At 63.4% G+C, this 26,085-nt stretch carries 29 protein-coding genes and 1 pseudogene; 13 read left to right on the forward strand and 17 right to left on the reverse strand.

Annotated features, from left to right (window positions below):
- Positions 1 to 8: 8 nt before the first annotated feature.
- Positions 9 to 782, reverse strand: a complete 774-nt coding sequence (locus tag RJT50_RS12580; RefSeq protein WP_313691762.1) for an SDR family NAD(P)-dependent oxidoreductase — start codon at positions 780 to 782, stop codon at positions 9 to 11.
- A 134-nt stretch (positions 783 to 916) separates the two neighbouring features.
- Here RJT50_RS12580 and RJT50_RS12585 point away from each other — a divergent pair, with 134 nt between their 5' ends.
- Entirely contained in the window at positions 917 to 1,552 is a 636-nt protein-coding gene (locus RJT50_RS12585) for a helix-turn-helix domain-containing protein (RefSeq protein WP_313691764.1), read from the forward strand.
- Positions 1,553 to 1,691: 139 nt separating this feature from the next.
- On the opposite strand, the gene RJT50_RS12590 is transcribed toward RJT50_RS12585, so the two are convergent.
- Positions 1,692 to 2,354, reverse strand: a complete 663-nt coding sequence (locus RJT50_RS12590; RefSeq protein WP_313691765.1) for a helix-turn-helix domain-containing protein — start codon at positions 2,352 to 2,354, stop codon at positions 1,692 to 1,694.
- 238 nt (positions 2,355 to 2,592) lie between these two features.
- On the opposite strand from RJT50_RS12590, the gene RJT50_RS12595 reads away from it, so the two are divergent.
- A complete protein-coding gene (locus tag RJT50_RS12595; RefSeq protein WP_313691767.1) occupies positions 2,593 to 3,357 on the forward strand; it encodes an SDR family NAD(P)-dependent oxidoreductase in 765 nt (254 codons plus the stop codon).
- A gap of 126 nt (positions 3,358 to 3,483) precedes the next feature.
- Positions 3,484 to 3,621 carry a hypothetical protein gene (locus RJT50_RS12600; protein ID WP_425499679.1) on the forward strand — a complete coding sequence of 46 codons (138 nt, stop codon included), beginning with the start codon at positions 3,484 to 3,486 and terminating at the stop codon, positions 3,619 to 3,621.
- 272 nt (positions 3,622 to 3,893) lie between these two features.
- Here RJT50_RS12600 and RJT50_RS12605 read toward each other — a convergent pair whose 3' ends face one another.
- The 3 genes from RJT50_RS12605 to RJT50_RS12615 form a co-directional block, all read right to left on the reverse strand.
- Positions 3,894 to 4,688: an SDR family oxidoreductase gene (locus RJT50_RS12605; RefSeq protein WP_313691768.1), complete on the reverse strand. Its 795-nt coding sequence runs from the start codon at positions 4,686 to 4,688 to the stop codon at positions 3,894 to 3,896.
- Between the two features lie 202 nt (positions 4,689 to 4,890).
- Entirely contained in the window at positions 4,891 to 5,847 is a 957-nt protein-coding gene (locus RJT50_RS12610; RefSeq protein ID WP_313691769.1) for a permease, read from the reverse strand.
- Between the two features lies 1 nt (position 5,848).
- On the reverse strand, positions 5,849 to 6,232 hold the full coding sequence (locus RJT50_RS12615; RefSeq protein ID WP_313691770.1) for an ArsR/SmtB family transcription factor: 384 nt from the start codon (positions 6,230 to 6,232) through the stop codon (positions 5,849 to 5,851).
- A 596-nt stretch (positions 6,233 to 6,828) separates the two neighbouring features.
- On the opposite strand from RJT50_RS12615, the pseudogene RJT50_RS12620 reads away from it, so the two are divergent.
- A pseudogene (locus RJT50_RS12620) lies at positions 6,829 to 7,696 on the forward strand (glycosyltransferase).
- A 102-nt stretch (positions 7,697 to 7,798) separates the two neighbouring features.
- On the opposite strand, the gene RJT50_RS12625 reads toward RJT50_RS12620, so the two are convergent.
- The 3 genes from RJT50_RS12625 to RJT50_RS12635 all read right to left on the reverse strand — a co-directional run bounded on the left by RJT50_RS12625 (position 7,799) and on the right by RJT50_RS12635 (position 9,897).
- Positions 7,799 to 8,449: a helix-turn-helix domain-containing protein gene (locus RJT50_RS12625; RefSeq protein ID WP_313691774.1), complete on the reverse strand. Its 651-nt coding sequence runs from the start codon at positions 8,447 to 8,449 to the stop codon at positions 7,799 to 7,801.
- Between the two features lie 74 nt (positions 8,450 to 8,523).
- Positions 8,524 to 8,946 (reverse strand): ester cyclase, encoded by a 423-nt coding sequence (locus RJT50_RS12630; RefSeq protein ID WP_313691775.1) that lies wholly within the window; start codon positions 8,944 to 8,946, stop codon positions 8,524 to 8,526.
- A gap of 309 nt (positions 8,947 to 9,255) precedes the next feature.
- Positions 9,256 to 9,897, reverse strand: a complete 642-nt coding sequence (locus RJT50_RS12635) for a helix-turn-helix domain-containing protein (RefSeq protein ID WP_313691776.1) — start codon at positions 9,895 to 9,897, stop codon at positions 9,256 to 9,258.
- Between the two features lie 189 nt (positions 9,898 to 10,086).
- Here RJT50_RS12635 and RJT50_RS12640 point away from each other — a divergent pair, with 189 nt between their 5' ends.
- Entirely contained in the window at positions 10,087 to 10,848 is a 762-nt protein-coding gene (locus RJT50_RS12640; RefSeq protein WP_313691777.1) for a class I SAM-dependent methyltransferase, read from the forward strand.
- A gap of 515 nt (positions 10,849 to 11,363) precedes the next feature.
- Here the strand turns inward: RJT50_RS12640 and RJT50_RS12645 are convergent.
- The 4 genes from RJT50_RS12645 to RJT50_RS12660 all read right to left on the reverse strand — a co-directional run bounded on the left by RJT50_RS12645 (position 11,364) and on the right by RJT50_RS12660 (position 13,267).
- Positions 11,364 to 11,681, reverse strand: a complete 318-nt coding sequence (locus tag RJT50_RS12645; protein ID WP_313691778.1) for an antibiotic biosynthesis monooxygenase — start codon at positions 11,679 to 11,681, stop codon at positions 11,364 to 11,366.
- A gap of 242 nt (positions 11,682 to 11,923) precedes the next feature.
- Entirely contained in the window at positions 11,924 to 12,343 is a 420-nt protein-coding gene (locus tag RJT50_RS12650; protein WP_313691779.1) for a VOC family protein, read from the reverse strand.
- A 103-nt stretch (positions 12,344 to 12,446) separates the two neighbouring features.
- Positions 12,447 to 12,932, reverse strand: a complete 486-nt coding sequence (locus RJT50_RS12655) for an SRPBCC family protein (protein ID WP_313691780.1) — start codon at positions 12,930 to 12,932, stop codon at positions 12,447 to 12,449.
- Positions 12,929 to 13,267: an ArsR/SmtB family transcription factor gene (locus RJT50_RS12660; RefSeq protein ID WP_313691781.1), complete on the reverse strand. Its 339-nt coding sequence runs from the start codon at positions 13,265 to 13,267 to the stop codon at positions 12,929 to 12,931. The genes RJT50_RS12655 and RJT50_RS12660 overlap by 4 nt, the downstream gene beginning before the upstream one ends.
- Before the next feature lie 130 nt (positions 13,268 to 13,397).
- On the opposite strand from RJT50_RS12660, the gene RJT50_RS12665 reads away from it, so the two are divergent.
- A complete protein-coding gene (locus RJT50_RS12665; protein ID WP_313691782.1) occupies positions 13,398 to 13,706 on the forward strand; it encodes a hypothetical protein in 309 nt (102 codons plus the stop codon).
- 166 nt (positions 13,707 to 13,872) lie between these two features.
- Here the strand turns inward: RJT50_RS12665 and RJT50_RS12670 are convergent, their stop codons facing one another.
- From RJT50_RS12670 to RJT50_RS12685, 4 genes are all read right to left on the reverse strand, one after another.
- Positions 13,873 to 14,028 carry a hypothetical protein gene (locus RJT50_RS12670; RefSeq protein WP_313691783.1) on the reverse strand — a complete coding sequence of 52 codons (156 nt, stop codon included), beginning with the start codon at positions 14,026 to 14,028 and terminating at the stop codon, positions 13,873 to 13,875.
- A gap of 95 nt (positions 14,029 to 14,123) precedes the next feature.
- The gene (locus RJT50_RS12675) at positions 14,124 to 14,489 is read right to left on the reverse strand and encodes a fluoride efflux transporter FluC (protein ID WP_313691785.1); all 366 of its coding nucleotides are present in this window, start codon (positions 14,487 to 14,489) and stop codon (positions 14,124 to 14,126) included.
- Entirely contained in the window at positions 14,486 to 14,827 is a 342-nt protein-coding gene (locus tag RJT50_RS12680; RefSeq protein ID WP_313691786.1) for a fluoride efflux transporter FluC, read from the reverse strand. The genes RJT50_RS12675 and RJT50_RS12680 overlap by 4 nt, the downstream gene beginning before the upstream one ends.
- A 22-nt stretch (positions 14,828 to 14,849) precedes the next feature.
- The gene (locus RJT50_RS12685) at positions 14,850 to 15,917 is read right to left on the reverse strand and encodes an ATP-binding protein (protein ID WP_313691787.1); all 1,068 of its coding nucleotides are present in this window, start codon (positions 15,915 to 15,917) and stop codon (positions 14,850 to 14,852) included.
- A 75-nt stretch (positions 15,918 to 15,992) separates the two neighbouring features.
- On the opposite strand from RJT50_RS12685, the gene RJT50_RS12690 reads away from it, so the two are divergent.
- Positions 15,993 to 16,445, forward strand: a complete 453-nt coding sequence (locus RJT50_RS12690; RefSeq protein WP_313691788.1) for an Ig-like domain-containing protein — start codon at positions 15,993 to 15,995, stop codon at positions 16,443 to 16,445.
- Positions 16,446 to 17,315: 870 nt separating this feature from the next.
- On the opposite strand, the gene RJT50_RS12695 is transcribed toward RJT50_RS12690, so the two are convergent.
- Positions 17,316 to 18,293, reverse strand: a complete 978-nt coding sequence (locus RJT50_RS12695; RefSeq protein WP_313691789.1) for a C40 family peptidase — start codon at positions 18,291 to 18,293, stop codon at positions 17,316 to 17,318.
- 477 nt (positions 18,294 to 18,770) lie between these two features.
- On the opposite strand from RJT50_RS12695, the gene RJT50_RS12700 reads away from it, so the two are divergent.
- The 6 genes from RJT50_RS12700 (at position 18,771) to RJT50_RS12725 (ending at position 26,057) form a co-directional block, all read left to right on the forward strand.
- Positions 18,771 to 19,592, forward strand: coding sequence for an SDR family NAD(P)-dependent oxidoreductase (locus RJT50_RS12700; RefSeq protein ID WP_313691790.1), 822 nt, complete (start codon positions 18,771 to 18,773; stop codon positions 19,590 to 19,592).
- A gap of 315 nt (positions 19,593 to 19,907) precedes the next feature.
- Positions 19,908 to 20,672 carry an IclR family transcriptional regulator gene (locus RJT50_RS12705; RefSeq protein WP_313691792.1) on the forward strand — a complete coding sequence of 255 codons (765 nt, stop codon included), beginning with the start codon at positions 19,908 to 19,910 and terminating at the stop codon, positions 20,670 to 20,672.
- 120 nt (positions 20,673 to 20,792) lie between these two features.
- Positions 20,793 to 21,911: a mandelate racemase/muconate lactonizing enzyme family protein gene (locus RJT50_RS12710; protein ID WP_313691794.1), complete on the forward strand. Its 1,119-nt coding sequence runs from the start codon at positions 20,793 to 20,795 to the stop codon at positions 21,909 to 21,911.
- Positions 21,908 to 23,071 carry a hypothetical protein gene (locus tag RJT50_RS12715; protein WP_313691795.1) on the forward strand — a complete coding sequence of 388 codons (1,164 nt, stop codon included), beginning with the start codon at positions 21,908 to 21,910 and terminating at the stop codon, positions 23,069 to 23,071. Before RJT50_RS12710 ends, RJT50_RS12715 begins: the two co-directional genes overlap by 4 nt.
- A 95-nt stretch (positions 23,072 to 23,166) precedes the next feature.
- Positions 23,167 to 24,333 carry an exo-beta-N-acetylmuramidase NamZ family protein gene (locus RJT50_RS12720; RefSeq protein ID WP_313691796.1) on the forward strand — a complete coding sequence of 389 codons (1,167 nt, stop codon included), beginning with the start codon at positions 23,167 to 23,169 and terminating at the stop codon, positions 24,331 to 24,333.
- An 89-nt stretch (positions 24,334 to 24,422) separates the two neighbouring features.
- Positions 24,423 to 26,057: an ABC transporter substrate-binding protein gene (locus tag RJT50_RS12725; RefSeq protein WP_313691797.1), complete on the forward strand. Its 1,635-nt coding sequence runs from the start codon at positions 24,423 to 24,425 to the stop codon at positions 26,055 to 26,057.
- Positions 26,058 to 26,085 lie beyond the last annotated feature (28 nt).

A 26,085-nucleotide genomic window follows, 5' to 3' on the forward strand; every position in this document is an offset into this window, starting at 1 on the left:
AACTGTAATCAGAGTTCAGGCGTCTCCTCGATTCGAGGGACGCCATCGACCGTAATCGTCTCGCCAACGATATGAGATGAATCCGGACTGGCGAGAAACACCGCGATAGCGGCGATCTCTTCGGGAAGCGCGATGGACCGCTTAATTTCAACACGGTCGATCTCCGCTGCGGAGATACCGAACCCGCTTTCGACGGCTGGAGTCGCAACGAAACCTGGCGCGATGCAGTTGACTCTGACATTGTGGTCCGCCCACTCGTATGCCAGTGTCGTTGTGAGATTGATCACGGCGGCCTTCGCGGCGCTATAGTGGCTTAGAGATGGTGTCCCGCGCTGATTTGCGGCGCTGGAAAGACCGAAGTTGACCACCGTTCCACCGGCTTCCTTAAGGTGTTTGCCAGCAGCCTGTGTACAGTTATATGTACCATGGAGATTGACATCGATGACAGTCTTCCACTCCTCCTCAGAGATGTCATCGAAGCCGGTCATGAACCTCGTACCAGCGTTGTTGATGAGTGTGTCTACGGTACCGAATTCTTCGACTGTGGAGGTGAAAAGTCGGTCAACGGCCTCACGATCAGTCACGTCGCACTCGATAGCGAGCGCATTGCTCCCCGATTCTTGTATCTGTTCGGCAACTTCGTTGACATTTTCCTGGGTACGAGAGCAAATTACAACGTTTGCTCCATTCGCGGCGAACCGTTTCGCGACGACTTCTCCGATTCCACTTGATGCCCCGGTTACAACTACAGTGGCTCCGTCAACAGTGGTTTCAAGACTCATTGTTGCTTCTCAGTCTGTGTCGTCACGAGCTTGTGTGAGTTCATCGCGGTATACGTAATCGCCGGGCAATCATCGTAGTCTCGGCTGGAAACCGGTTTCCATGTTTAAGTACTACGTACTCTAAGCTCAGTGAAATGGCCCATCTGCAGCTAAAAATTGACGCATCGAAGGTTGAAGATTGGCTGGCGATTCTCTCAACAGAGTTTCCGGAGGCACAGTTCAACATATCAGCGACGATTCCCATTAACAACGGCTTGCTCGGGATCGTCGAAATCCGGACACGAGATGGTGGAAGGATAGTGGAAAGTGTCGAAGAGAAACCCGAGGTAGAGTCTTGCGAACCACTCCATACGGACGATCAAATGGTGGTATTCCAATTCACAAGCCGGATGACAGAGTCATATGAGGCACTCATCTCGTCGGGGACTGTTCCACTGTATCCAGTTAGCCTTCAAAACGGATGGTATTCGGCCCAATTAACGGCTCCACAGGACCAATTGTCGGAATATCTGGATGAGATAACGGACGTCGGGATTCCGTATGAAATCGTCTCACTAACCCACTCATACGACCCAAGCGAGTTGCTTACGGAGCGCCAATGGCAGGTGGTTGCTGAAGCGGTTGAACGTGGGTACTACGAGGCGACCCAACGCTGCACGCTCACCGAGTTAGCAGAAACGTTCGATATCAACAAATCGTCGATGAGTAAGCTGCTTCAGCGGGCAGAAAATAGAATCGTTACCGAGTTCGTCGCCAGGGCGTCCGCATAGCGCGAGACGGTGACGGTGTAACGCAGTCGGCGTTCGATCGTTGATGTAGACACGCGTTCTTGGTGTGAAAGACTGCAGCGCTAGTCGCAGGCAAGAACGCGACTGACTATTGGTGGAGTCTCCGAAACAGCCGGTCGTGTTAGCGGTCGGTGGCGCCGACGCGCAGCGACGAGAACACGGCCGCCTCGATCTTCCGCAGGTGCTCGCCGACGGTCGTCTCGGAGAGTCCGGTTGCCGCCGCGATCTCGTTGTGGGTCGCCTCGCGAGGCTCTCGGTAGTATCCGAGGTCGACTGCTGCCTCGAGCACCTCGCGCTGGCGCTCGGTCAACCGGGAGACTACGTGGCGAGGCCCGGGGTTGTACGGGCCGGTTCGCTCGACATCGACCCTGACGCCGTCCGGCTGCTCGGAGAGCACGTCGGCGAAGGCCGCCTCCGTCCCGATGTAGGTCACCCGGAGACCGCCTTCGTCGGTGTACTCGACCGGCATGTCGATCAGGTACGACGACTCGCGACGACCCTGCATGAGCATCCGAGTCAGATCGTCCGCCACATAGCGCGTGTAGGCGAAGAACCCGGCATCGTCGCCGGAGATCGAGAACTCGTAGACCTCGGGCGCCTCCGACAACACCTGTCGGAGCCCCTCGACGTCGCCGCGACCCTCGGCGAACATCGCCACCGTGTCATCGTCGAGGAGTTCCATTCGGTGGATGGCTCGGTACGCCAAGCCGAGCTCGTTGACCCGTCGGTCGAGCCGGTTGATTCCCTCCTCGTCGGGATAGGCCACGACGGTGACGTAACGCATGCACTCACCATGGCGCGCCACCGCAAAAGTCGTTGACTATAAGCGTCCGGGGATCACCGGCAGTGCCGTCATAGCTCCCGGTTAAGGAGAGATAACTGATGAATCTCATAAATTTAATCGCGGAGATCTCGAGCTTTGATCCCACCATTGGGGCTGAGAGAACGCTTTCTCTTGGAATCTGTCACCGGGCTACCAATCGTGAACGTTTTCCTCATACTGGGGACCGACGCGACGGAATATGACCACGTCGAACGACGAGATGGTCGTCGTCCTCACCGGCGCGAACGCAGGTATCGGCTACCACATGTTGAGAGTCCTGGCCAAGGACAAACACCGGATTGCTGCCCTCGATATTGCTGGCGACAACGTTCGTGACGTTCGAGACGACTATCCCGGTCAGGTTCGATACTACGAATGCGACGTCACCGACGCCGACGACGTGGACATGGCGGTGAGCGACATCATCGACGACTGGGACCGAATCGATATCCTCGTCAACAACGCGGGTGTCGCCCGATTCGCTCCGTTTCAGGAGCGCTCGATGGCTGATACCCGTCGCGAGTTCGAGATCAACTTCTTCGGCTACCAACGACTGATTCGGGCGGTTCTCCCGCACATGCTAGAACAGGGGACCGGTATCATCCACAACATGGGCTCCGGGACACCGGACACCGGACATCCTGGTCTATCTGGGTATTCCGCAACCAAAGGTGCGATCAAGGGGTTCACCCGCTCCCTCCGGCTCGAACTCCGACACACGGATGTCTCCTGTACGTTGATGATTCCGCCGTCCACGAACACGCAGATGACTGCAGATATCGAATACCCGGAGTGGATGACGGTCGAAGCCGAGGAAGTGGGTCGCAAGCTGGCATCCAAGATCCATTCGACCCAGTCGGTAATCACGCCCGACTGGAAAACAAGGGCCGGTTTATCGCTTACCCGATGGTTTCCCTCGATCTGGCGAAGAATGACGGCCGGGCTCGTCGAAAAGCCAGAATAGCGACACGAACGGCCCCATGTCGATCCCCGTTGACGAGGAAGCAACACCTCCCTCACATCGTGCACATGAGCGTCCGTGGATCACCGGCAGTGCGCTCATCGCCCCCGGCAAGGAAGGGTACTCACCATGTCCGGCCGGTCGCCGACGAGCGTCCTGCTGCCCACGATGAGGTGGACCGACGCCTGCGCGGAGCAAGCCGCCCAACTCGGAGACGACGACGAGCTACTGGTCATCCACGACGGCGAGGAAGGTCCCGTCACCTAGCGGGAGGATCTCCCCGAGCGAGTCCGACTCGTCGCCGTCAGTGAGCGGGAACCGATACCGGGAAAAGGCCACCGCCACCGGGATGGAGGCTGGTCGCGCCGAGCCGTTCCGCAAACTCCTCCGAGATATCCGCGGCGCTCACCGGTTCGTCATCGACCACGTGTCAGAGTTCCCTTCGACCGGCCTCGGCGACGGCGACAAACGCGCTGGCGGCGTCGTGGACGTGGAGTCGCGAACTGGTCACGTTTTCCGAGCCCTCGATGATCGTCTGCTCACCAGCCGATTTCCCAGCCGCCGGATGGGTGGATGGTCTGTCCGGTCACCCACCGCCCGTCGGCACTGACGAGGAAGGCGACCACGTCAGCGACCTCGTCCGCCCGTCCGCGGCGACCGAGAGGCGTCCGTTCGACCATCCGTTCGACCGTCTCGTCGCTCATCAGTAGCCCATCGGTGTCCGTGATCCCGGGCGAGACCGTGTTGACCCTGATGCCCCACTCGCCGAGTTCTTCGGCGAGCGCGATTACCATCCGCTCTCCCGCCGCTTTGCTGCCGGCGTAGGGACCGATTCCCGATCCACCCCGTGCAGTTCCCACGGTCGAGAAATCGACGATTCGTCCGCCCTCGGCGATGCGGTTCGCCGCCTCCCGGAGAACCAGGAAGGTTCCCTTCGCGTTAACGTCGAAGACGCGTTCGAAGTCCGCCTCCGCGAAGTCCGACAGTCGTCCGCAGATGGCAATTCCCGCAGCGTTGACGACGATATCGACGCGTCCGAACGCGGCTTCGGCCTCGTCGAACAATCGCTCGACGTCGTCCGCTTCGCTCACGTCTCCCTGGACGACGATCGCTTCGCCGCCGTCGGCATCGATCGCGTCGAGGGTGCCTTTCGCCGCATCCTCGTCGGCCACGTAGTTGACGAGGACGGACGCGCCGTCGTTCGCGAGTCGCTCGGCGGTCGCACGGCCGATGCCGCGCGAGGAACCAGTCACGATAGCCACATCCCCGTCGAGGTTGGTCATCGTCTGTGCGCCACCGTCCGTCCGATCGTGGTCGTCGTTTCGTTCGTTCATCACTGGCACGTTCCTTCGATATCGCCGTCGCGGGACCGCCCGGTTTTCGTCGCACCGAATCGAACGGTCGTCCGTGCGGTCGAGTGCCGTTCGGCAGTACTGCCATCGTTTCGTCGTTGGTTTCGTGTCATGTTTTCGAAGCGGTTGGTAACGTTCGCGTGGGAAGTGGATCGTTTGTCGACTCGATCTGGTCGTCCCGTACTTAGAGGAGGAGATTGAACGCGAGACCGACGGTGACGCCGATCGCAACGATGGTCCCGGCGTAGACGAGCAGCAATCGGCGATCGAAGAGCTTGTTCAGGAGGACGAGATTCGGGACGCTCACGCCCGCGCCACCGACGACGAAGGCAAGAACCGTCCCGATGGCGACCCCCTGTTCGCTGAGCGACGCCGCGATGGGCAACATACCGCTGAGGCTGACGTAGACCGGCGCGCCCGCAAGTGCGGCCAGCGGGACGGCCAGCAGGTTGTCGGGTCCGAGGACCGTTCGCAACGCGTCGACGGGAACGACGCCGTGGATCAGTGCGCCGATGACCATGCCGAGAACCAGATACGGAAGGGTATCGACGAAGAACGACCAGGCATCCTGCGCCGCCGCCTCGATGCGCTGGCCGCGGGTCGCCTCGGTGGGTACCGTCCTGGCCGCCTCGTGATCGGCTGTCCCGCCGTCTGCCACGGCGGTTCGACTGCCGTCGTCCACGATGCGGACGTCTTTGACGTGCTCGGCTAGCCCCAATCGACCGATGACGAGCCCACCGACGACGGACGCGGCGAAGGTCAGGACGACGTACCAGACGGTCACTTCGAGGCCGAACAATCCGAGCAGCAGCACCACCGCGATCTCGTTGACGAGCGGCGAGGCGAGCAGGAACGAGAACGCGATTCCGAGCGGCGCACCCGCCTGCAGCAATCCGGCCAGGACGGGCACGGTCGAGCACGAGCAGAACGGCGTCACCGCACCCAGTCCGGCAGCGGCCACGTTGCCTGTGCCTTCGTCGTAGCGACGAAGTTTGCGCTCGATGTCTTCCGGTGGCAGGTACTCGCCCACGAGGCCCACGAGGAACGACGCCCCGAGGAACAGCGGAACGAGAACCAGAGCCAGGTACACGAAGTACGCGCCAGAGTCGAGGAGCGCACTCTCGAACCCACTCGGCAACACGTCAGGCGTCCTCCCCGACGGCCCGGGCGAGGTCGAGGAGTTCGAACACCGCGGTGTCGGCGATGCGATAGTAACTCCACTTTCCTTTTTTGCGAGACTTGACCAACCCCGCCGCTTTCAGCTTTCGAAGGTGCGTGGCGACGGTCGATTGGGGTGCGTCGAGGACGACCTGCAGTTCACATCCACAGCACTCCGACTGGCGCAGCACTTCGAGAACCCGGAGTCGATCCTCGTTCCCGAGCGCCTTGAAGACGGTTCCCTGACCGGCGACGTCCTCCACTGACGGGCGAATGTCCTGCAGGGCCGCTATTTTGGCGTCCGGATCGTCGTACAGTCGATCGATCGTGTCGTAGACATCGTCGGGCGTCGAGTCCGTTTCAGACATATCTCGTTTTTCCGTTTTTCTCTTATTCGCTGCAGGGCCCCGAGTCGTCCTCGCGTGAATCCGATTCAACCGATTCGACTTCGGCACCGCAGCAATCCGATTCTTCTTCCGGTTCGTACCGCGCAACGATTCGATCCCAAAGGCGACCGATGTTGTTCTGAGCCATCGCATCATATTGTATTTCTACAATTTGTATTAACCTTTCGTTTGCCCGTCGATCTAGACTCTCATGGGCGAGGGGAAGTCAGTCAGTAGTTCCGACGTTACGATAGGACGCTTCGTTCAGGGCCGAGTTTGATTCCAAAGCCGATGAGAACGCTGCCACGTACCGTACGAAGAGCCGTCTGGATGAGTTCGCGCTCGGTGATTGCCCGCCGGTCCCGTGCCGAGATGATTGTAAGAACCACTCGATGCCAAAATCCGAGCGTGACAGACGAGACTCCAGTTCTCGAATACGACGTGCTCCCCGTTCGGGTTGTTCGGCTCCTACCGGCAGCATCGGCGCGCACTGACGCGACCGTGACCTCGTCGCTTCACGTCGATGTCGCCGATCGCTGAAGCGACCGACAGTCTCAGGAATCTCCGGCTTTGTTCAGATGAACCGATGCATGCGGGAACTGGCTCCCCAGCTCGAATACAGCGACGAGCTATTGGTCGTCCACGACACCGAGGACGACCCAGTCGCCGAACACGATGGCCACGGTGAGGGCGTCAGGCTCGTCGCCGCCGGTGAGCCAGCGGGCTGTTCGGGGAGCCACCGCCATCGCCGGCGGGATGGAGGCTGCACGCCACGACCGCCTCGTCTGGACGGACGACGACTTCCACCACCCGCCGGACTGGCTGGCGACGATGAACGCGGACTACGAAACCCACGGCCCCGTGTCGGAGGTGCCGTACTTCGTCGGAGAGGATCCCCTGTCAGTGCTGCTCGAACCGCTGTACGCCTCGGCCGGCTCGCTGGGTCTCTATCTCGGCAATCAGATTTGGGGTGGTGCGGTCGTGTTCGAGCGAAGCGACATCGACGAGGTCGCGTTTCTTGACGAGCTTCGGCGGACCGTCAGCGACGACGGACTCCTCATGGAGTACCTCCAGGTGACGACGGTCGGCCGGACGCGCATCGTCCCCATCGGGGGAACCATCCGGGAGGCGGTCGAGCGCCCGGTCCGATGGACACAGATTCTCCGCTGGCATTTCCCCGGGACAGTCGCCGGGATCTGTCCGGTCTCGTTGCTCGTCCTCGCTGGAGCGATCTTGGCTCCGCTCCATGCGGCAGTCGTTCTGACGGTGGTGCACCTCGGCGTCAACGAGGTACTGGGCGTCCGCCGGTGGACGGCCGTGCTGGCCTACCCATCGCTGTTCGTGTTTGTCCCTCTCATTTTCTACGCGCTCGCCCGACGGACGTTCGTCTGGGGCGGCCGGCGATACCGCTGGCGCGGGAAGTTCGACGTGGCTATCGTTGAGTAGCGACCTGGCCGAAGACGACACCATAATCGAGATGTGTTCGTGACCCGCTCACCCCGTTCGAACGACAGCGATCGATGCAGTTGCTGGAAGCGCGGGGACTCGCTATCGCTCATTCGTCGAGGATCGTGAATCGCCGCCCGCCGACCCAAACGCAGTGATGATCTTTCCCTCGGCTCGATGGAGCACGCGACTCACGGCGGATTTGTTCACGTCGAGGTGCTCGGCGAGCGCCGTCAGCGTGCAGTCACGCGGTGAATCGTAGTATCCGTGTTCCAGGGCAACGTCGACGACCTCGCGCTGACGGTCGGTAAGCAGGGGAGACTCCGTGGACGTCGCAGAAACCTGCGTGATCCGATACTCGATCCCTGCCGAATCCAGTTCGTCGCGAAAGGCGGAGAGCTGATCTCGCGACGCGACGAGGTCACCGACGAGCCACCCGCCTTCGAGGTGCAACGGAAACGACGGGACGACACCGGAGTCCGCAATCGCCCCATGTGGTTCGGGTATCGTCGTGGCCACCTCGCAGAGAACCCGGTCGGAACCCGCGTGCCGGACCTCGAAATCGGTGACGTCGGAGATCGTTCCGAGCGTCTCAGTGAGTGGGTCGACATCGAGTACGTCCGTCTCCACGAGCAGGCGGAGCTCCTCCCCATCGGGCCACGCTCCAAGAACCTCGAACGCTACGTCGGGATGGGCTTCTGAAAGCGCGACGAGCCCGTCGTTCGACTTGACCTTCAACGTCGCCTGGGGCATGATTCATCCCTCGAGTGTCCTTGGTGCAGACCGACGTGCATACAGGTACGAGACGATCCACTCCTATCAAACCGTCAGTTGATCTCGGAGAGTGCACCGACCTGTCCCATGAGGCCCAACTGGTCGCTTTGCGTCCAGGTCTCGATCAGTTGCCCGTCCTCGAAACGATTGATCTCGATGGCAGCCAGTTCGACCCGCTCCCCGGTGGGCTCGACCCCGAATAGCCGCCCTTCGTGCGTTCCCACCATCGTCCACCGAAGCGCGACCTCGTCGTCCGCGGCGACCACGTCTTCGATAGTGAACGATAGATTCGAGAATAACTCACGCGTCGACGACGCGAGCGCGTTGTAGAGGTCGGGCCCCTGCAACTCCTCGGCGAGTTCTCTGTCGTGGATGACGTACGCGTCGTGGACCAGTTCCTCGGCCGTGTTCGGGTTCTTGCCGTTCCAAACGTCCTCGTAGAGTCGCTCGATTACCTGCCGGTTGGTGTCGCCCATCCGAAGTAGATAGCGAGGTGACGACCGTAGCCATTATCGTGAACATGTTGACGTAATGGGGTTGCTCGTTTGAGACGAGTATTGAGTCGTCCACCGGGAGTCGTTACGACGGCGCCACCACCTAATTTCGAACTCCGTCGGTTGGACTCCTCGCGAGCCAGCGCGATACTGTCTGGACGGTGAGACGACCGAATCGACATCAAGACAAACCCTTCATCTGGTGATTCCAAGTGTTTCCCTATGGCCACTATGAATCGAAGGATGGACTGAGTAAGGCGATTTTTTCGAGAGTGTGGAACTACACCGGATTCAAACGAGTTCCATAATGACCTTCGTCTCGATCTTCCGCAAGTGCTCACCTACCGTTCCCGCAGAGATGTTCGCTCGGTCAGCGAGGTCTCGGAGAGTCGTACGCCGTGGCATCTCGTAGTAGCCCTCGTCGATCGCTAGTTCCAACAGTTCTCGCTGGCGATCCGTCAGCAGCGACGATAGCTGGCGCATCTCCGGTCGATACTCGCCGAGGCCTTCGAGCGTAATCCGGATGCCGTCGGGGATTTCCTCGATGGCCTCTCGGATCGTCCCCTCCTCTCCAATGATGGTTACCCGAAGGCCGCCCCGATCGGTGTATTCCATCGGCCAGTCCACGACGACCTCATACCGTCGGAATATACCGAGGAGGTCGGTCATGAGGGCGTTTGCTCGAAAGTGGAGATGGACGAGCCCTTCCGATGCTGTCGACTGCTCGACGGAAAGTACATCGGGATCCGCTTCCAGTGCGTCCATGCCCTGTTCGAAATCGCCACGGAGTTGATAGAGTCCAACGCCAGTTCCGTCGTTCAAGAGGTTGATGTAGTGAATCGCTTCACCGTGGACTGCTGAATCGGACACACGCTCACCGCTAGAACAGCGTTCGTCGTCGATCTGCTCGATGACGAACGTCGTATATCTCATGCTAGTGATCCGTTCCCCGCGGCCGGAACGACTGTGTTCGGCCGGACTGTGTAGGGAGAGAGTGACTGGACCGCGTCTGGAGCGTGCTGCACTGCATCAAAGAAAGTGTACGCAACGTGCGTATTTAAACCCACCTCAGATGTATGGCACTATTCGCATGCGGCGGTAGCTCGTCTCTATCGCCAACACATGCCAGGAAGCAAATCCGGAAGAGGCCACACGAGTCGGACGGAAACGAGCGCACCAGCCCTCGGTCAGCCGACGGCCCCATTCACCGAGCGATTCGACCCTGCTGCGCACCGGCGGTATCTCTCTCGTGACCTCCACGGGGAGGTACTGGATCTCGGTGCGGGGAACGGTGCTATGTTCCCGTATCTGCGTACGGCCATGCAGCGCGAACCAACACTCCACCTGCACGCAATCGAACCGGATCCCGGCCGACGCAAAGAGGCGAATCGAATCGCCAGCGCGCACGATCTCGAGATACACGTACGGTCGGGACGAGCCGAATCCCTCCCGTATGCGGACGACACGTTCGACGTGGTCATCGCCTCCGCGGTGTTCTGTACGGTACTGGACCCGGCTCGTGCGCTCGAGGAAGTCCACCGCGTCGTGAAGCCGGATGGTGAATTCCGCTTTTTCGAACACGTTCGGTCGGACGGCCTCCGTGGCTACGTTCAGGACGTCTTGACACCACTCTGGAAACGGGTCGACAACGGCTGCCACCTCGACCGTCGAACGGCCGACTGGATCGCAGCGGGCCCGTTCGCTCTCGACGAGATCGAAACGCTACGTTTCGGAATTAGCCCGGTCAGGCCATTCGTGCGGGGAACTGCCACGCCAGTGAGTCAAACCGAGACTGCCAGCCGAAGCGAGTGGAGGGAGTCCGTCTCTTCGGCCACGCTGAAATCCACGAGTGACGGTCGGTTTCAGGAGTCGATTGAAACATGAATGCGAAAGTGGCTGTATTGACAGTCCTCGGTCCCATCGTGACGATTCTCGGGACGTTGTGGTTAGTTCAAGGCCTCGGAATCCTCCAGATAGGCCCCGTCTTGTGCGTCGCGGACTGTGAACCGATCACTGGAAGATCAATGCAATGGACGGTCATCGGCGTGATAGCCCTGATCGCGGGAATTGCCATTAGCGGAGCGGGGCTACGTCGCATCAATCGATGATGGGTCCGATCGAAGTCCTCATCACTATCGGGTTTGGCTCTAGGACCACAGTAGTCAGGAGGTTGAGATCATCCCAAGGTCGATAGAGGGAGTTTCTACATCATTCAGCGCGTTGAACTATCCCATATTTGCAAAGAGCGGCGTGCTGGGAGCGATCAGTTACGAATCGAGCTACTCGCGTGGAAATGATCTCCGACAGTCTGCGGGATGAACGCGACGACGAACGTCACTCCGTTCGGGTTCAGGACGGTGATCAGCGAGGCACCTCACTGGTAGATTCAGGTGTGCCACTTAGTACTCTCGTTGCTCCCTTACCTCATAATGTTGCGCACGGTCATCGAATCGAGTGAGGACTTCACGCGCGTCCGAGGGGACGTACGCGGTCTCGTAATCGTCCCCCGCAAACTCCGTTACGGAGTTCATCGATTCGAACCGCATGATGGTGATGAATTCGACTTCGTCGTCGCGGGAGCGCCGTAGCAGTCTGATACCGTAATAGCCGTCGACATCTTTGTCGGCGATCCCCGGAAAAATCTCCTCTTGCAGAAGCCGCTCGTACTCGTCCGCGTTCTCCAGGTCGGTCCATCCGTGCCAAATTCGTTCGATCATCTGAAATCTCGTCGGTCGTAGTTTATCACACGACTCGGTTCTTAGTTGATTCTATTCGCTTCCACATCGATCCTGAGCTGGAGCGTTCCTTGACCCTCCGATTTGAGCACTCGGCCTCAGGCAAGCGCTACTAGAGCGGCGCGTCTCCGCAATTCATCGCCTGATTGGCTCTGACTCGGCGACGAATTTCTTCACGATGACGCTGTTGCCGGGGGATCTCAGTGAAACGGGAATCGTTACCTCTAGTGGTTGCCATCAAAGTTCAACTGCCAGGAAACGCCGAACTCGTCGGCGACCCAGCCGAATTTCTCGCTGAACGGATACGAGTCAAGCGGCATGAAGACGTCTCCGCCGTCGGACAGTTCGGCGAAGAGTTCGTCGATCTCCGCTTCCGTCTCGCAGTTCACGTACAGCGATATCGCGGGCGTAAATTCCCACTCGTGTTCGACGCTACTGTCGATACACATGTACGGTTCCCCGTTCAGCGTGAACGTCGCTTGCTTGACCGTCCCTTCGACGCCCTCTTCGTCCGCTCCGTACTTGGTGAGGTTCGTCACCTCCGAATCGTCGAACAGCGACGTGTAGACGTTCATCGCCTCTTCGGCCTCCCCTTCGAACGTCAGGAAGGGAGTGATCTTTCGACTGGTGGTGGAATCAATCATGGTGAGTTCTCCTTTGTGCCGTGTGCCGTCTCGATCGTGTGTCTAAGCGCCATCCCTGATTCGGCCGTTTCCTGTGTGCGTTCCGTAACTGTTCGGATACGTATCATTCGTCCGTAGTTTCGATCCGGGTTTCGAGCAGGTCGAACATCTCGACCCAGCCCTCCTCACTTTCGCGCTTGTACTCCTCAGCCTGCTCCGGCGGCCATGAGAGCCCCTCTTGAGTGAACGTCATCACACAGCCGTCGCCGTCTGCCTCGAATTCGACGACGATTCGATCCTCGTCGGGCGAGAATTGGGGCATGGCGAAGGTAAAGACCAGCCGGTTTGGCCGGTCGATCTCCTCGTACTCGCCGATGGCCGTGTAGTCCTCACCCCCGCGCCGGTCGGTGATGGTGTACGACCCGCCGACCCGGGCGTCGATCTCGATTTCCTGGTTCGTCTCCGGCGTGGTGAACAACCACTGCTCGACCGTCTCGGGGTCGATCCACGCGTCGAAGACGCGCTCCGGTGGCGCGTCGAACGTCCGGCTTAGGGTGAGGGTCGTGTCCATCGTTTCGATCTCGGTGTCGTCGGTTGCGTCGGGTGTCATGCGTCGTCGTCCTCCAGATGGTCGTCGAGCGCGTCGAAGCGGTCCTCCCAGAAGACACGGTAGCGAGTCAACCAGCCGAATGCCTCGCCGAGCGGCGCGGCGTCGAGGTGACACCGGCGGACTCGCCCATCTTCCTCGACCTCGATGAGATTCGAGTCATCGAGGGCCTGGAGGTGTTTGGACACCGCGGCCAGCGAGACGTCGTGAGGTTCGGCGAGCTCGGAGACGCTCTTGGGGCCGCTGGCGAGTTGCTCGATGAGCGCTCGCCGCGTCGGGTGGGACAGCGCCTGGAACACTGCGTCGAGGTCCAGGTCATCCGTCTGTCGTTCAACCATCCAGTTGAACGTCAGCCCCGCAAATATTTAACTATGCCGTTGAATACTGGTTCGATCGCTTTCCGGCATCAAGGAGAGGATTACATGTTCACCATACCCTCTCTACTCGGGGCAGCGAGTAGGGAGCGCGATGACCGACGCGAACGAGCGCATGATAGAACGGGTCGACGATGATCTGTGGAACGGCATTCGCTCTGAGACGACGGATGAACTGGTCAACGGGGCGTCCGTCATCCATGCCCGAAATCTCGCCGAGGAATTACGGGAGAAGAATATTGACGCGCTCATCCCTACCAGCACCAGGTCTAGGACGTGCTCGGCGATCACGGGAGATTGCATCTGGGGACATCTAGCAGAAATACCGACAGTGGGTCGAGGATCCGAAGGCCGTCGGACGATCCGGAACTATCTCGACAAGCTGGAGCGGTACGTCGTGTGAGTTCGTGATCGGTCGTGGTTCGTCCCGTCCTGAGAGCTGTTCCCGCCAGTCTGGAATCCCGCGAGAACCGTCCTGCCGACGTATCGAAGCCGATCGCGTTTCACCCGAAGAACGGGGCGCGTACCGGCGTGTCCACAGCACGGCGTCCGCGCCACCCCACCCTGTCTCACAGGACCACGTACAGTCCGACGGCGAGGAAGCTGAACGCCAGCAGCAGCAACAGCAGCACGAACAGCGCGAGCACCGGTTCGCTGCTCGCGCCGGAAACGACGCGCTCCGTGACGGAGTCAGCGTCGTCCTCCCCCGGTCCCCGCTCGCTCATACCGGGTCGTTCGCGGGAACCGAATAAACTCCACCGACTCCGGCGACGACGGGCCGGACCGTTCGGGCGGACGGCTCGGGACGACGCCCGGGCGGTCACGGTCCCACGACCAGAAGTCGGCCGAGGGCCGCGCCGGCGAGCGCGGCGACCAGCGTCCCCACGCCGAAGAGCACGAGAGTGCGCCACCGGCGCGACGCCAGCAGATCGTGGAGTTCGACCGCGAACGTCGAGTACGTCGTGAACGCGCCACAGAACCCGGTGCCCGCGAGCAGCGCCAGCGTCGTCGGGTAGCCCGCCGAGACGGCCCCGCCGACCGCGCCCAGCACGAGGCTGCCGAGGACGTTCACCAGCGCGGTCGCACGGCGGCTCGGAAGCCGCTGTCCGACGAGGAACCGGCCGGCCGCTCCGAGCGCGCCCCCGACCGCGACGAGCAGGGCCGGCACCGCCCCGTCCGGGATCATCGCCACCTCCCGACGGTGACGCCCGCCGCGGCGGCGGCGACGCCGAGCCCGTAGGTGAGGCCGACGTAGACGACGCCGGCCGTCCCGCCGAGCGCGGAGGCGTCGACCGCGAACGTGCTGTAGGTCGTGAACGACGAGCAGAGCCCGGTCGCCGCGAACAGGCGGACGCGGTCGGGGAGGAGCGCGACCGTGATGAGTCCGAGGGCGAAGCTCCCGAGGACGTTGACGAGCAGCGTCCCTGCCGGGCCGCCGACCGCGACGTCGACGCCGTACCGGAGGAGCGCGCCGACCGCCCCGCCGGCCGCGACGAGGGCGAGTGCCGCGATTCGTCCGCGCATCGGCAGTTTCGTCGGGGTCACACTATTCGGGGGTTCCGGTTCGGTCGCGCGAGCGGGCTCTCGGTTCTCCGGGGACCATCGCCGACGCGCGGGGTGAGTCGCCGTCGTGGCGCGTCTCCCTGGTCCTGATCCGGACCGAGTGGGCCGACTCCGTGGCGTCGTCGACGACGACCGCCTCACCCACGTCGAGCGCGAGGCGGTCCGCGACCTCCTCCTCGAGCAGCGCCGGATGAGCGTCCACGAGCGCGTCGAGATCGGCGCGTGTCGTCAGCCGGTGCGCGACGAGCAGGTCGGCCTGCGAGCGCGCGACCGACGGGAGCGCGCGCGGCCGCTGGGTCGCACAGATCAGCGAGACGCCGGGGGACCGCCCCCTGGTCAGCAGCGTTCCCAGCGCGGGCCCGGCCAGGCCGTCGAAGCAGACGTGGGCCTCGTCGAGGAACAGCCAGGGGAGTCGGTCGAGTTCGCCGCCGACGGCGGCGCGATACAGTCCGGAGGCGATCGCACGACAGATCGCGTTCGTCGCCGCCGCGGGGAGCGCCGAACAGTCGAGGACGGTCGGTTCGCCGTCGTCGAGATCGGTCGCGCCGAGTCCGTCCGGGCTGAACACGTCCCAGGAGGCTGCCAGCGAAAGGTGATTGCGCCCCGCACGACGGACCGCCCGCTCGGCGTCCGCTTCCCGGAGCCACTCGATCGCCGCCCGGAGCGTCCCCGTCTCGGTGAACGCCCGCCAGACGAGCCCACCAACCTCGCTCGCCGGGTCGAGCTCGAGCAGCTCCGGCCACGCGGCGGGCGGGATCGCGTCGGCGCGGACGCGTGGGCGACGATGGACCGTCCCCCCGCGTTCGACGAGTCCGGCGAACGCGTCCATCGGGTCGAGTACGACCGGGGCCAGTCCCGGGACGTCGGTGACCTCCTCCACCAGTACGCCGAGCGTGTACGACTTCCCGCTTCCGCGTTTGCCGACCACGAGGCCCGCGTGCGGGCGATCGAGATCGAGCGCGACGCGTCCGCCGGTACTCCCGTCGCGGGCGAGATAGCGCCCGAGATCGGCGGTCGGACCCTCCCCGTCGGTTCGGCCGATGACGTGCACGGGGGTGCTGGTCCCGGCTTCACTGAAGAACCCTCGTGCGAGGGTTCAAGTAGCGAACCGAGGCCAGGCCGGGGTATGTCCGACGAACTGAGCGCACTGCTCCGTGACGAGCGCGCGATCGAAGGGTTGCCGGTCAGGCTCGTCATTGCGCTCGTGGTGGGCGTGGCGAGCCTGAGCGTGATGTTGAACATGGTCTCCGGGATCGGTGGGCTGGCGGTCAGCGAACTCGACGCACGGCCGAGCCCCGAGGTGACGACGCCCGGCGAGCAGAAACTGTCGATCACGGTCGTCGATGCCGACGGGAGCGCCGTCTCGGGCGCGACGGTGGTCGTGTCGGGCAGCACCGCCGAACTCGACGGGGTGGCGACCGCACGAACCGACGCGGACGGGCAGGCGAACGTGACCGTCTCACCGTCGCTCGGCCCGAACCAGGCCGAGGGGACGCTCGACATCGAGATCAAGCCGCCTGCGGGCGGATCCTACAGCGACAACCGGGGGAACACCAGGATCTTGATCGTCTCCGAGTGAGCGGTCCGCCACCGATCCGAGGCTGATTCCGGTCGAGTTCGGATCGATCCGAACGACGATACCGGGAGGATTAGCATGGCGACCAACGCCGAAGACGATTCGTGGGGTGAGAGGAACCGCACGAGTCGTTACCCCGGTCTGCACCCGGGAAGCGGAGTTCAATCTCGCGATCCGTTCCCCCACCATTCGGATCATTCTTGAAACTTTGGTAATCAGTAATCCTTCTTCATCGAGTATACTTTCGATGGCAGTGCGTTCCCGGGCGTGACGTGCACGGGTCGAAGTCTTCGGTGGGCAACCCGCAGCGACGTCGCTTCGTACGGCGAACACGATCTCCACGTCGAAGTGACGGTTCGCACGGAGCCCGGACGGGACGTTTCGATCACCTCCGTGTTCCCGTCGGAAGACGTCTGACGTACGACGGGCTGTTAGTGACGGTTACGCGGCGGACTCGGAGCCACTCGTCGGTGAACTCGTCGGAAGGTTCCTCGACCGCAACGCGAGTCGGGTCGTCCGCTTGAGCGACTGTAAACCCGCCTTCTGAATCGAGTGTGGATGGTCTATCGACGCGGTTCGATTGCCAAATTACCAGTTATCAATACAGTATTATAATCTTATATCTCTGCGAAGTCAGAACCGGGGCTTAATCTCCGGCTCGGTATTTCGTCCCGTTCTCGGAACTCTCACTCAACGCAGTCGTTCTCGTCGACGAAGCGAGCATTCTCTGACATCGGTCATCGAAATCACCCGCCGCACCCCTCACGCTCGTCCGAGTACCGCTACCGTCAGAAATCTGGTCGTCATCGGATCCCGACGGTCGGGTCCGTTTCGGGCGTCCCGGCACCGCTCCGAGGAACGCAGTCTGCCCGGTCAGCCAATCCGCCGACAGCAGGCAAGTGAGTCGTCCAGCGACTCGACGTACCCCGACTGTGGCGGGTCGAGGCTGCCTTCGACGACGCCGTCACTGTCGCCGTGCGCGTGGATGAATCGAAGGCCGCCGGTGCTCATCCCGACGTGACCCGGGAAGAAGAGGAGGTCGCCCGGCCGAAGCTCGTCCCGATCGACGCTCCTCCCGACCCGCCGCTGCTGATCCGAATCACGCGGAAGCACCAGCCCGTGAACCCGGTAACTCGTCCAGACCAGCCCGGAGCAGTCGATGCCCTCGCTCGTCAGCCCGCCCCACCGGTACGGGGTGTCGAGGAACTGGCGTGCGGTCCGGACGACGGCCGCCCCGTCGACCGCTCCCGAGGGAGTCGTGACGGCCTCGTCCGGCACCGTCGTTTCGAGCCCGGTTCGGAAGCGAACGGTGCTCCCGGACCCGTTCGAAGCGCGTCCGAAACAGGCCGTTCCGGCAGGGAGAAACCCACCCGGGACGTCATCACGGGGGACGTCCCGACGCAGCACGTCGGACGGGTCCCCGGACGTCGCCCGCTCCGTGAGGTGATCCGCCCGAACCCACCCGACGTATCCGTCCGCGACCCGAACTCGCCGCCAGTCGCCCGACGAGTCGAACGCGCGGACGGGGGAGGCGTACAGCGCGGCGGTCACCTGCTCGGCGGACGGGTCGGGCGCGGCGCGAACCGGGGACGAGCGTCGATCGACCGTCCGCGGGACGGCGTTCGATTCGAGCATCGTGATCTCCGATGCCGCCGGATCCACGTCTGCGTCCGTCCGGAGGAACTCGGCCAGTCGCCGCGCTTCGTCGTGTGTCGTGACCGTCGCGTCAACTCCGTACGGCGGGCCCGCCCCGTCGATCGAGCACGCCCACGCGCTCGTCCGCTCGTCCCCGAACGACCGGACGGCGAAGGATTCGAGCGCCGATCGGAGGGCGGATTCGGATCGTGTCATACCCTGGAAGAGCCAGCCAGATCCTTCATGCTTCGGTCGCGAGGGTGTGCGTGGGCCACAGCGCTACAAGCCACCCGGGGAGCCAGTGGGAGTCCGCCCCGCTCGCGTGGGCACGATGAGGTGAAGCAATGATCACTCGAATTAGTATTCTACAATCAAATAATTCTCATGTTCCGTTCTCGTCGCCATCCGGGCAGTCCGAACCGACAGAGCTCGAATGCCGGCTTGAACCCCACGAACGGCTATTAGCTGTGGATTATCTCGTTGAAAACCACCATTTCTCCAACCTCCGAACCGAAATCGAACGTTCTGGTGGACGAGTCGAACCACGAATCCAGCGGAGACGAGCGTGACGATTCGATCACGCCGCCTCCACGGACGAACAAGAACAATGATACGTTGTAGATATGAAAACTGATCGATCGGCACGCTGAGAGACACCGGTACTTATGTACGTCCCGGGGGCAGCCACGTGGTATGGATCCAGCGGTCGACGGGGCGACGGTCGTCGTTACCGGCGGGGCGAGCGGGATCGGGCGGGCGACGGCTCGGGCGTACGCCGAACACGGTGCGACGGTCGTCATCGCGGACGTTGCCGTCGACGACGGCGAAGCCGCCGTCCGATCGATCACCGAGGACGGCGGGACGGCGACGTTCGTCGAGACCGACGTGACCGACCGCGAGCACGTGGCGAGCCTGCTGGACGCCGCCGCCGACGAGTTCGGCGGCGTGGACGTCGTGATCAGCAACGCCGGCGGCTCCGCCGGCGACGACGCGCTCCACCGGCTCGACGTCGAAACGTGGACCCGGATGATCGAGTTGAACCTCGGGAGCCACTTCCTGCTCGCCAGGGAGGCGCTGCCCCACCTGGTCGACTCCGAGATCGGCTCGATCACGTTCACGTCCTCCGTGAACGGCGTCACGGGCATCGGTCTGGTGGGGTATTCGGCCGCCAAGAGCGGGCTGTTCGGACTGTCGAGGGTGATCGCGGCCCAGTACGGTCGACACGGCGTCAGGTCGAACGTCGTCTGTCCGGGGACGATCCAGTCGGAGGCGCTCGCGGCGAAACGGGAGGCGGAGTGGTCCGAGGAGCTTCACGACCTGTGGTACGCCCAGTACCCGCTCGGGCGGTTCGGCCGACCGGAGGAGGTCGCGGACGCCATGCTGTTCGTGGGTTCACGGCTGGGGAGTTTTCTGACCGGGACCGAGCTCGTCGTGGACGGCGGGCTCTCGACGTCGCTCGACGGGACCCTCCTCGACTCCATGTACGACCTGGAGGAACTTTCGCGGGACGATTGAGCTCCGGGTCTGGTTCGGCCAGTCCCGCCGTTTCCGCATCGGTGAACTCGGCGTCGACGCCGGCGTTCCGTCGAAGCGGGGGAGCGATACACGTCCGGAATCGACACGGAAGCGGACGCTACATGGTGATTAGCGCGGTCGACCGTCACGCAGTCAATTACAGGTATATGTGTGTAATCCCGTTCCGGGGCGAGCCGGAGCGGGCGGGCTTTCACCGATGGTGAAACCGGCGGTCGCCCGGAGAATCGTCCGCCCGAATCGCGTGGGAGAAAGACCTTTCACCTCGACTCCTCATGAAAAACGCGTGACCTCGGCATGAGCTACGAAGCGAAAAACCCGGTGCAAGCCACCCAACGCTCATTCGACATCATCGAAGCGCTTCGTGCGGAGAACGGGGCACGCCTCACGACCATCGCGGCGTCTCTGGATCTGCCGAACAGCACGGTTCACAACCACCTGAGCACGCTCATGGAGCGCGAGTACGTGGTCAAGGAGGACGACGTCTACCGGCTCAGTCTCCGGTTTCTGGAGCTCGGAGAGCACACCAGGAGCCTGCGGAAGATTCACCGCGTCGCGAAACCGGAACTCGAGGAACTGGCCGCCGAGACCGGCGAGGTGGCGAGCATGATGATCGAGGAGAACGGGCTGGGCGTGTTCCTCTTTTCCGCCCAGGGGGACGACGCGGTTCCGGTCGAAACGTCCGCGGGAACGCACGTGTCCCTCCACGAGACCGGGCTCGGCAAGGCCATCCTCGCGAACGTCTCGACCGAACGAGTCGACGAGATCATCGACCGGCACGGGATGGCCGGGAGGACGACCCGGACCGTCGTCGATCCGGCGGCGTTACACGAACAGCTCGCCGAGGTGCGCGAGACCGGAATCGCGCTCGGCGACGCCGAGCGGATCGAGGGGATCAGATCGGTCGGCGCCCCCGTGAAGGACGAGAACGGCCGCGTGCTCGGGGCGATCGGCGTCTTCGGCCCGGCCGGGCGGCTCTCCGACGACAGGATCGACGGACCGCTCGGCGACGCCCTGGAGAACACGAGCAACATCGTCGAACTCAAGTTCACGTACTCGTAGGGACGTCGGGTCGATCACGAGCCGGTTTCAGCGACGTGGAAGCGTCGCCCGTTCGAGCCGTCCGGTTTCAGTGGTGGCCGTGGGAGAATGATTTTTATACGTCACGCCAGTCGTTGGCCCATGGCAATCGAGCGAGTCGAGGCCGTCCCCGTAGCGGTAGACGTGAAGCCGCTGGAGGAGGAGTTCGGTCTCGCTCCGTATCGCAGCAATCACGATGCCGTCGAGTCACGTGACCGAATGCTGGTGCGGCTCGAGACGGGCGACGGGCTCGTCGGCTGGGGCGAGATGCTGGTGGCGATGGAGTCGGCGACGGCGACGAAAACGATCATCGAAGAAGTCATCGCCCCCGAACTCCGCGGGCGGGAGCCGTCGGAGATTCGATCGTTCCTGGAGTCGTTCTACTTCCCGTACACCAGGATCCATCCGTATCTCGGCGCCGTCGAGATGGCGATGTGGGACCTCTTTGGGAAGCGAGTCGGCGCGTCCGTGTCACAGTTGCTCGGCGGCGCGGTCACCGAGTCGGTAAATGTGGCGTACTGTCTCGGCATCCTCGGCCCGGATCGGTCACGCGAACAGGCACGGTTCGCGCGGGACGCGGGGTTCGAGGCGCTGAAGACCAAGGCGGGTCCCGACGCGGGCTTCGACGTCGAACGGCTCACCGCGATGCACGAGGCCGTCGACGGGGAGCTCGAGTTCCGGATCGACCCGAACCAGGGGTGGTCGTTCGAGGACGCGGTCCGGTCGGCCGCGCGGCTGGAGGACGCGGGGATCTACCTCCAGTATCTGGAACAGCCGTGTCGGATCGACACGCCGGGGACGTACGCGAACCTCCGGTCGCGCATCCGAACCCCGCTCGCGGTCAACGAGGACACGTACTTCGAGCGGAACTTCGGGCAACTGCTGAAACGGGACGCCGTCGACGTCGGCGTCGTGGACATGATCCCGGCCGGCGGCATCATCAGGGTCCGTGAGCAGGCGGCGCTGGCGGCCGACGCCGGCGTCTCCCTGTCGTTCCACAGCGGCTTCGACCTCGGGATCAAGACGGCGGCGATGCTCCACACCGTCGCGGCGACGCCGGCGATCAGCCTCCCCCCCGACTCGGTCTACTACGCCTGGGACGAGTATCTCGTCGAGGATCCCTTCGAGATCGACGACGGAGCGTACCCGGTCCCCGAGTCACCCGGCCTCGGCATCTCGGTCGACGAGGACGCGGTCCAGGCCCACCGGACCGACACATGACGGGCGTCTGGGCGTATCCCTGGGCGCTGGAGGCGGGCGGACTCTCGTCCGAACTCGAGTCGATCGCGGCACTCGGCGTCCGGGAGGTCAACGTCGCGACGGCCTACCACTCGATCCGGACGACGCTTCCACGCGGGGAGGACGGCCTGTTCGACTCCTATCGCGGCGGGCTGTTCTTCGACCCGGGCGAGTCGATCGAGCGGGCCGCGATCGAACTCCCACGCGCCCGCGCTCCGTGGACGAGCGACGCGCTCGGCGACGTCGTCTCCGCGGCCGACGAGCACGACCTCGCCGTGAACGCGTGGACGGTCTGCAATCACGGCTCCCGCCTCGGCGAACTGAACCCGGAGTACCGCGCCGAGAGCGCCTTCGGCGACGCGCTCGACCACGCGCTCTGTCCGTCCCACCCGGCCGTCCGAACGGCGATGGGGGCGGTCGTCGAATCGGCGGCCGACTACGGCGTCGACCGCATCGACCTGGAGTCGATCGGCTTCCCGAGCGCGTTTCACGGACACGGCGCGAACTGGGGCCACGGGAAGGATCACGTCATCACCACGCCGCTCCAGAAGCTGCTCGTCTCCCAGTGTTTCTGTGACGCCTGCAGATCGGAGGCGCGGTCGGTCGGGTTCGACGTCGCGGCCGCGCGGGAGCTCGTGCGGGAGCTCGTCCGCGACTCGCTCGGGGGGCCCCGCGCCGGTCCGGACGGGAGCGTCGAGTCGCTCCGCCGGGCCGAGCCCCTGCTGGCCGACCTCTTCGAGTTCCGGACCCACGTCATCGAGACGCTCCTCGGCAAACTGGCCGCCGCGTCCGGGGACCGCGAACTGAACTACTACGTCGCCGACGGGCTCGGGCGCGACGTCTCGGACGTGGCCCCGGCCGGGGTGGACCTGACCCGGTTCGACGCGCATCTCGACTCGGTAACGTCCATCTGTTACACCGACGACCCGGCCGTCGCACGCGAACGGTCCGAAGCGCTCGTGGAGACGTTCGACGGCACCGTCCACGCGGGCGTGTCACTGAACCCGGAGTACGTCTCCTCGCGGGAGGAACTCGGATCGCTGCTCGCGCCCGTTCGTGAGACCATCGACGGGACCGTCAGCATCTACAACCACAGCCTGTGTGGACCGGAGCAACTCGACTGGATCGGCTCCGTCGCCTGAACTGGCGACCCCGAACTCGGGGGGGTTCGAGCGCTCGGACGCCACCCTCGTTGCCACACACAGTTTTATATTAAGGAGCACAGACGTGTACTCACATGGTACGTTTGGGTGTCGAAACCCTCGCCGAGGAGGCCGACGGCCGCGAGTTCGGCGGCCGGATCGGCCTGATCACCAACCCGTCGGGGGTGACCGGCGACCTGACGCCGACGATCGACCTGCTCCACGCCAGTGATCGGTACGACCTGGAGGTCCTGTTCGCCCCCCAGCACGGACTGCGTGGAAACGTTCAGGGGGAGCTCGATCGCTCGCGGTCGGTCGACGAGCGAACCGGCCTGCCCGTCCGGATCCTCTCGGATCAGAGCGAGGCCCGCATCCGCGAGTCCTTCGCGGACGTCGACGTCCTGATCTACGACATGCAGGACATCGGCTGTCGGTTTTACACGCTCGTGAACACGCTCGCGATCGCGCTCAGGGAGGCTGCGGCGACCGGGACGCGGCTCGTGATACTCGACCGACCGAACCCGATCGCGCCGGTGGCGCCGGAGGGCAACACCGTCCCCCCGTTCGGGACGCCCTCGCTCGACCGGTTCGACCTCCCGATCACACACGGCCTGACGGTGGGGGAACTCGCCCGCTACTTCAACGTCGAGTTCGACGTCGGGGGGGACCTCGAGGTCATCGGACTCGACGGCTGGGATCGGGACACGTGGTACGACGAAACCGACCTCCCGTGGGTCCACCCCTCCCCGAACATGCCGACGTTACAGACCGCGCTTCTGTATCCGGGCACCTGTTTCTTCGAGAGCACGAACCTCTCGGAGGGGCGGGGGACGACCAAGCCCTTCGAACTCGTCGGCGCGCCGTGGATCGACGGCGAGGACTGGGCGGCCACGCTGAACGACTACGACCTGTCGGGTGTCGCGTTCCGCCCCGCCCACTTCACCCCGATGTTCTCGAAGCACGAACGCAAGGACATCGAGGGCGTCCAGGTGCACATCCTCGACAGGGACGAACTGGACCCCGTCGCGCTCGGGATCACGATGCTCGTTTCGACGTTCGACAGTCACGAGGAGTCGGAGTGGCTCCCCTACAACGGGGGGTACTTCGTCGACAGGCTGGCCGGCGGGAGCTATCTCAGGAAGACGATCGACAACTCGGGAGACGGGGTGACTCCCGTCCACCTCGCGGAGGGGATCCGCGAGTACTGGTCGGACGACCTGGCGGCGTACATGGACGTGTATGACGAGTACCGGCTCTACTGATCGGGGTCCAGTCTCCCCGAGCGGCCGGGTGGTCTCCCCAGATATTACCAAACATTTATGATACAGGACTAATACGCCCTATCTGCGCAATGAGAACCAATCGCACGACCACCGGGACGAGCAGGCGTCGCCTCATTCGATCGGTCGGCGGGGCTGCCGTGGCGACCGCACTCGCCGGGTGTAGCTCCGACTCGGCGGGGACACCGACGACGAGCCCGGACGACTCGGACGGGCAGACGAGCCCGTCGACGGACACGCAAGCCCAGGATTCCATCCCGACGGGCGGGACGCTGAACATCGCGACGGCGGGCGATCCACAGAACCTCGACCCCCACACCACGACCATCAACGTCGCACAACTGGTGCTGTCGAACGTCGTGGAGGGGCTGTTCGAACTGGACGCCGACATGAACCTCACCGGCGTGCTGGCGACGGGCTATGAGGTCAGTGACGACAACCGGACGTACACCATCTCGCTCAAGGAGGGCGTCACGTTCCACACCGGGGCCGAGTTCACCTCGGCGGACGTCAGGTACTCCATCAATCGCATCCTCGACCCCGACGTCGGCTCGCCCCGTGCCGCGAACTTCTCGCTCCTCGAGTCGATCGAGACGCCCGACGACTACACGGTCGTCTTCACGCTCTCGGAGCCGTTCGCGCCGTTCATGGTCAGCCTGACGGATACGGCGGCGATCATCCCCGAGGGGTCGGCCGAGGAACGAAACTTCCAGCAGGAGCCGGTCGGGACCGGCCAGTTCGTGCTCGACAGCTGGTCGACCGACGACAGCGTCGTCCTGCAGCGGTTCGACGACTACCACGTCGAGGACCAGCCGTACCTGGACACCTGCGAGTTCAACATCATCCCCGAGGCCGCCACGAGACAGACCCAGCTCCAGAGCGGTCCAGCAGAAGTCATGTTCGGCGTGCCGTTCCAGCAGGCCGGCGCCCTCGAGTCGGGGTCGTCGACGAACCTCCAGTCCACGTCGGGGCTCTGGAAGCAGGCGCTGTGGTTCAACACGGACCGGGAGCCGCTCGGGGACGCCCGCGTTCGTCGGGCGATCAGTTACGCCGTCAACCGCCAGCAGCTCGTCCAGGGAGTCCTGTTCGGCCACGGCCAGGTCGCCAACTCGCCCGCGCCGCCGACGAGCGCCTGGCGTGACAGGATCGATAGCGGCCAGTCGTACGAGTACAGCCGGGAGCAGGCCAACTCGCTCCTGGACGAGGCCGGACTGGACCCGGGCTCGATCTCCCTGTCGGTCAAGGCGTCACGGACGCCGGGGACGACCTACGCGGACACGGCGACGCTCGTGCAGTCGCATCTCACCCAGCTCGGCATGGACGTCGACGTCGAGATCATGGACTTCTCGACGTGGCTCCAGGAGGCGTGGGTCGACAAGAACTACGACCTCTCGATCGGCTCGTGGTCGGGCCGGACCGACCCCGACGGCTGGTACTACCGGCAGTACCACAGCGAGGGCGCCTGGAACCGGTTCAACTACGCCAACGACGAGGTCGACCAGCTGCTTCAGGACGGCCGCACGACCGTCGACACGGACGAGCGGGCCGACATCTACAGTCAGGTCGACCGGATCGTCTCCGAGGAGCTCCCGATGACGTACCTGTACTTCCGTGAGGACATGACGGGGCTGACGCCGTCGGTCGGCGGCTACCAGCTGACCCCGACGTCCCAGGCGGAGTTCGGGACGACGTATCTCGAGCAGTGACGATGCACGTGGAGTCCCCGAACCGGTT

Source organism: Halobaculum sp. XH14, assembly GCF_032116555.1.
In the GTDB taxonomy this organism is placed as follows: domain Archaea; phylum Halobacteriota; class Halobacteria; order Halobacteriales; family Haloferacaceae; genus Halorarum; species Halorarum halobium.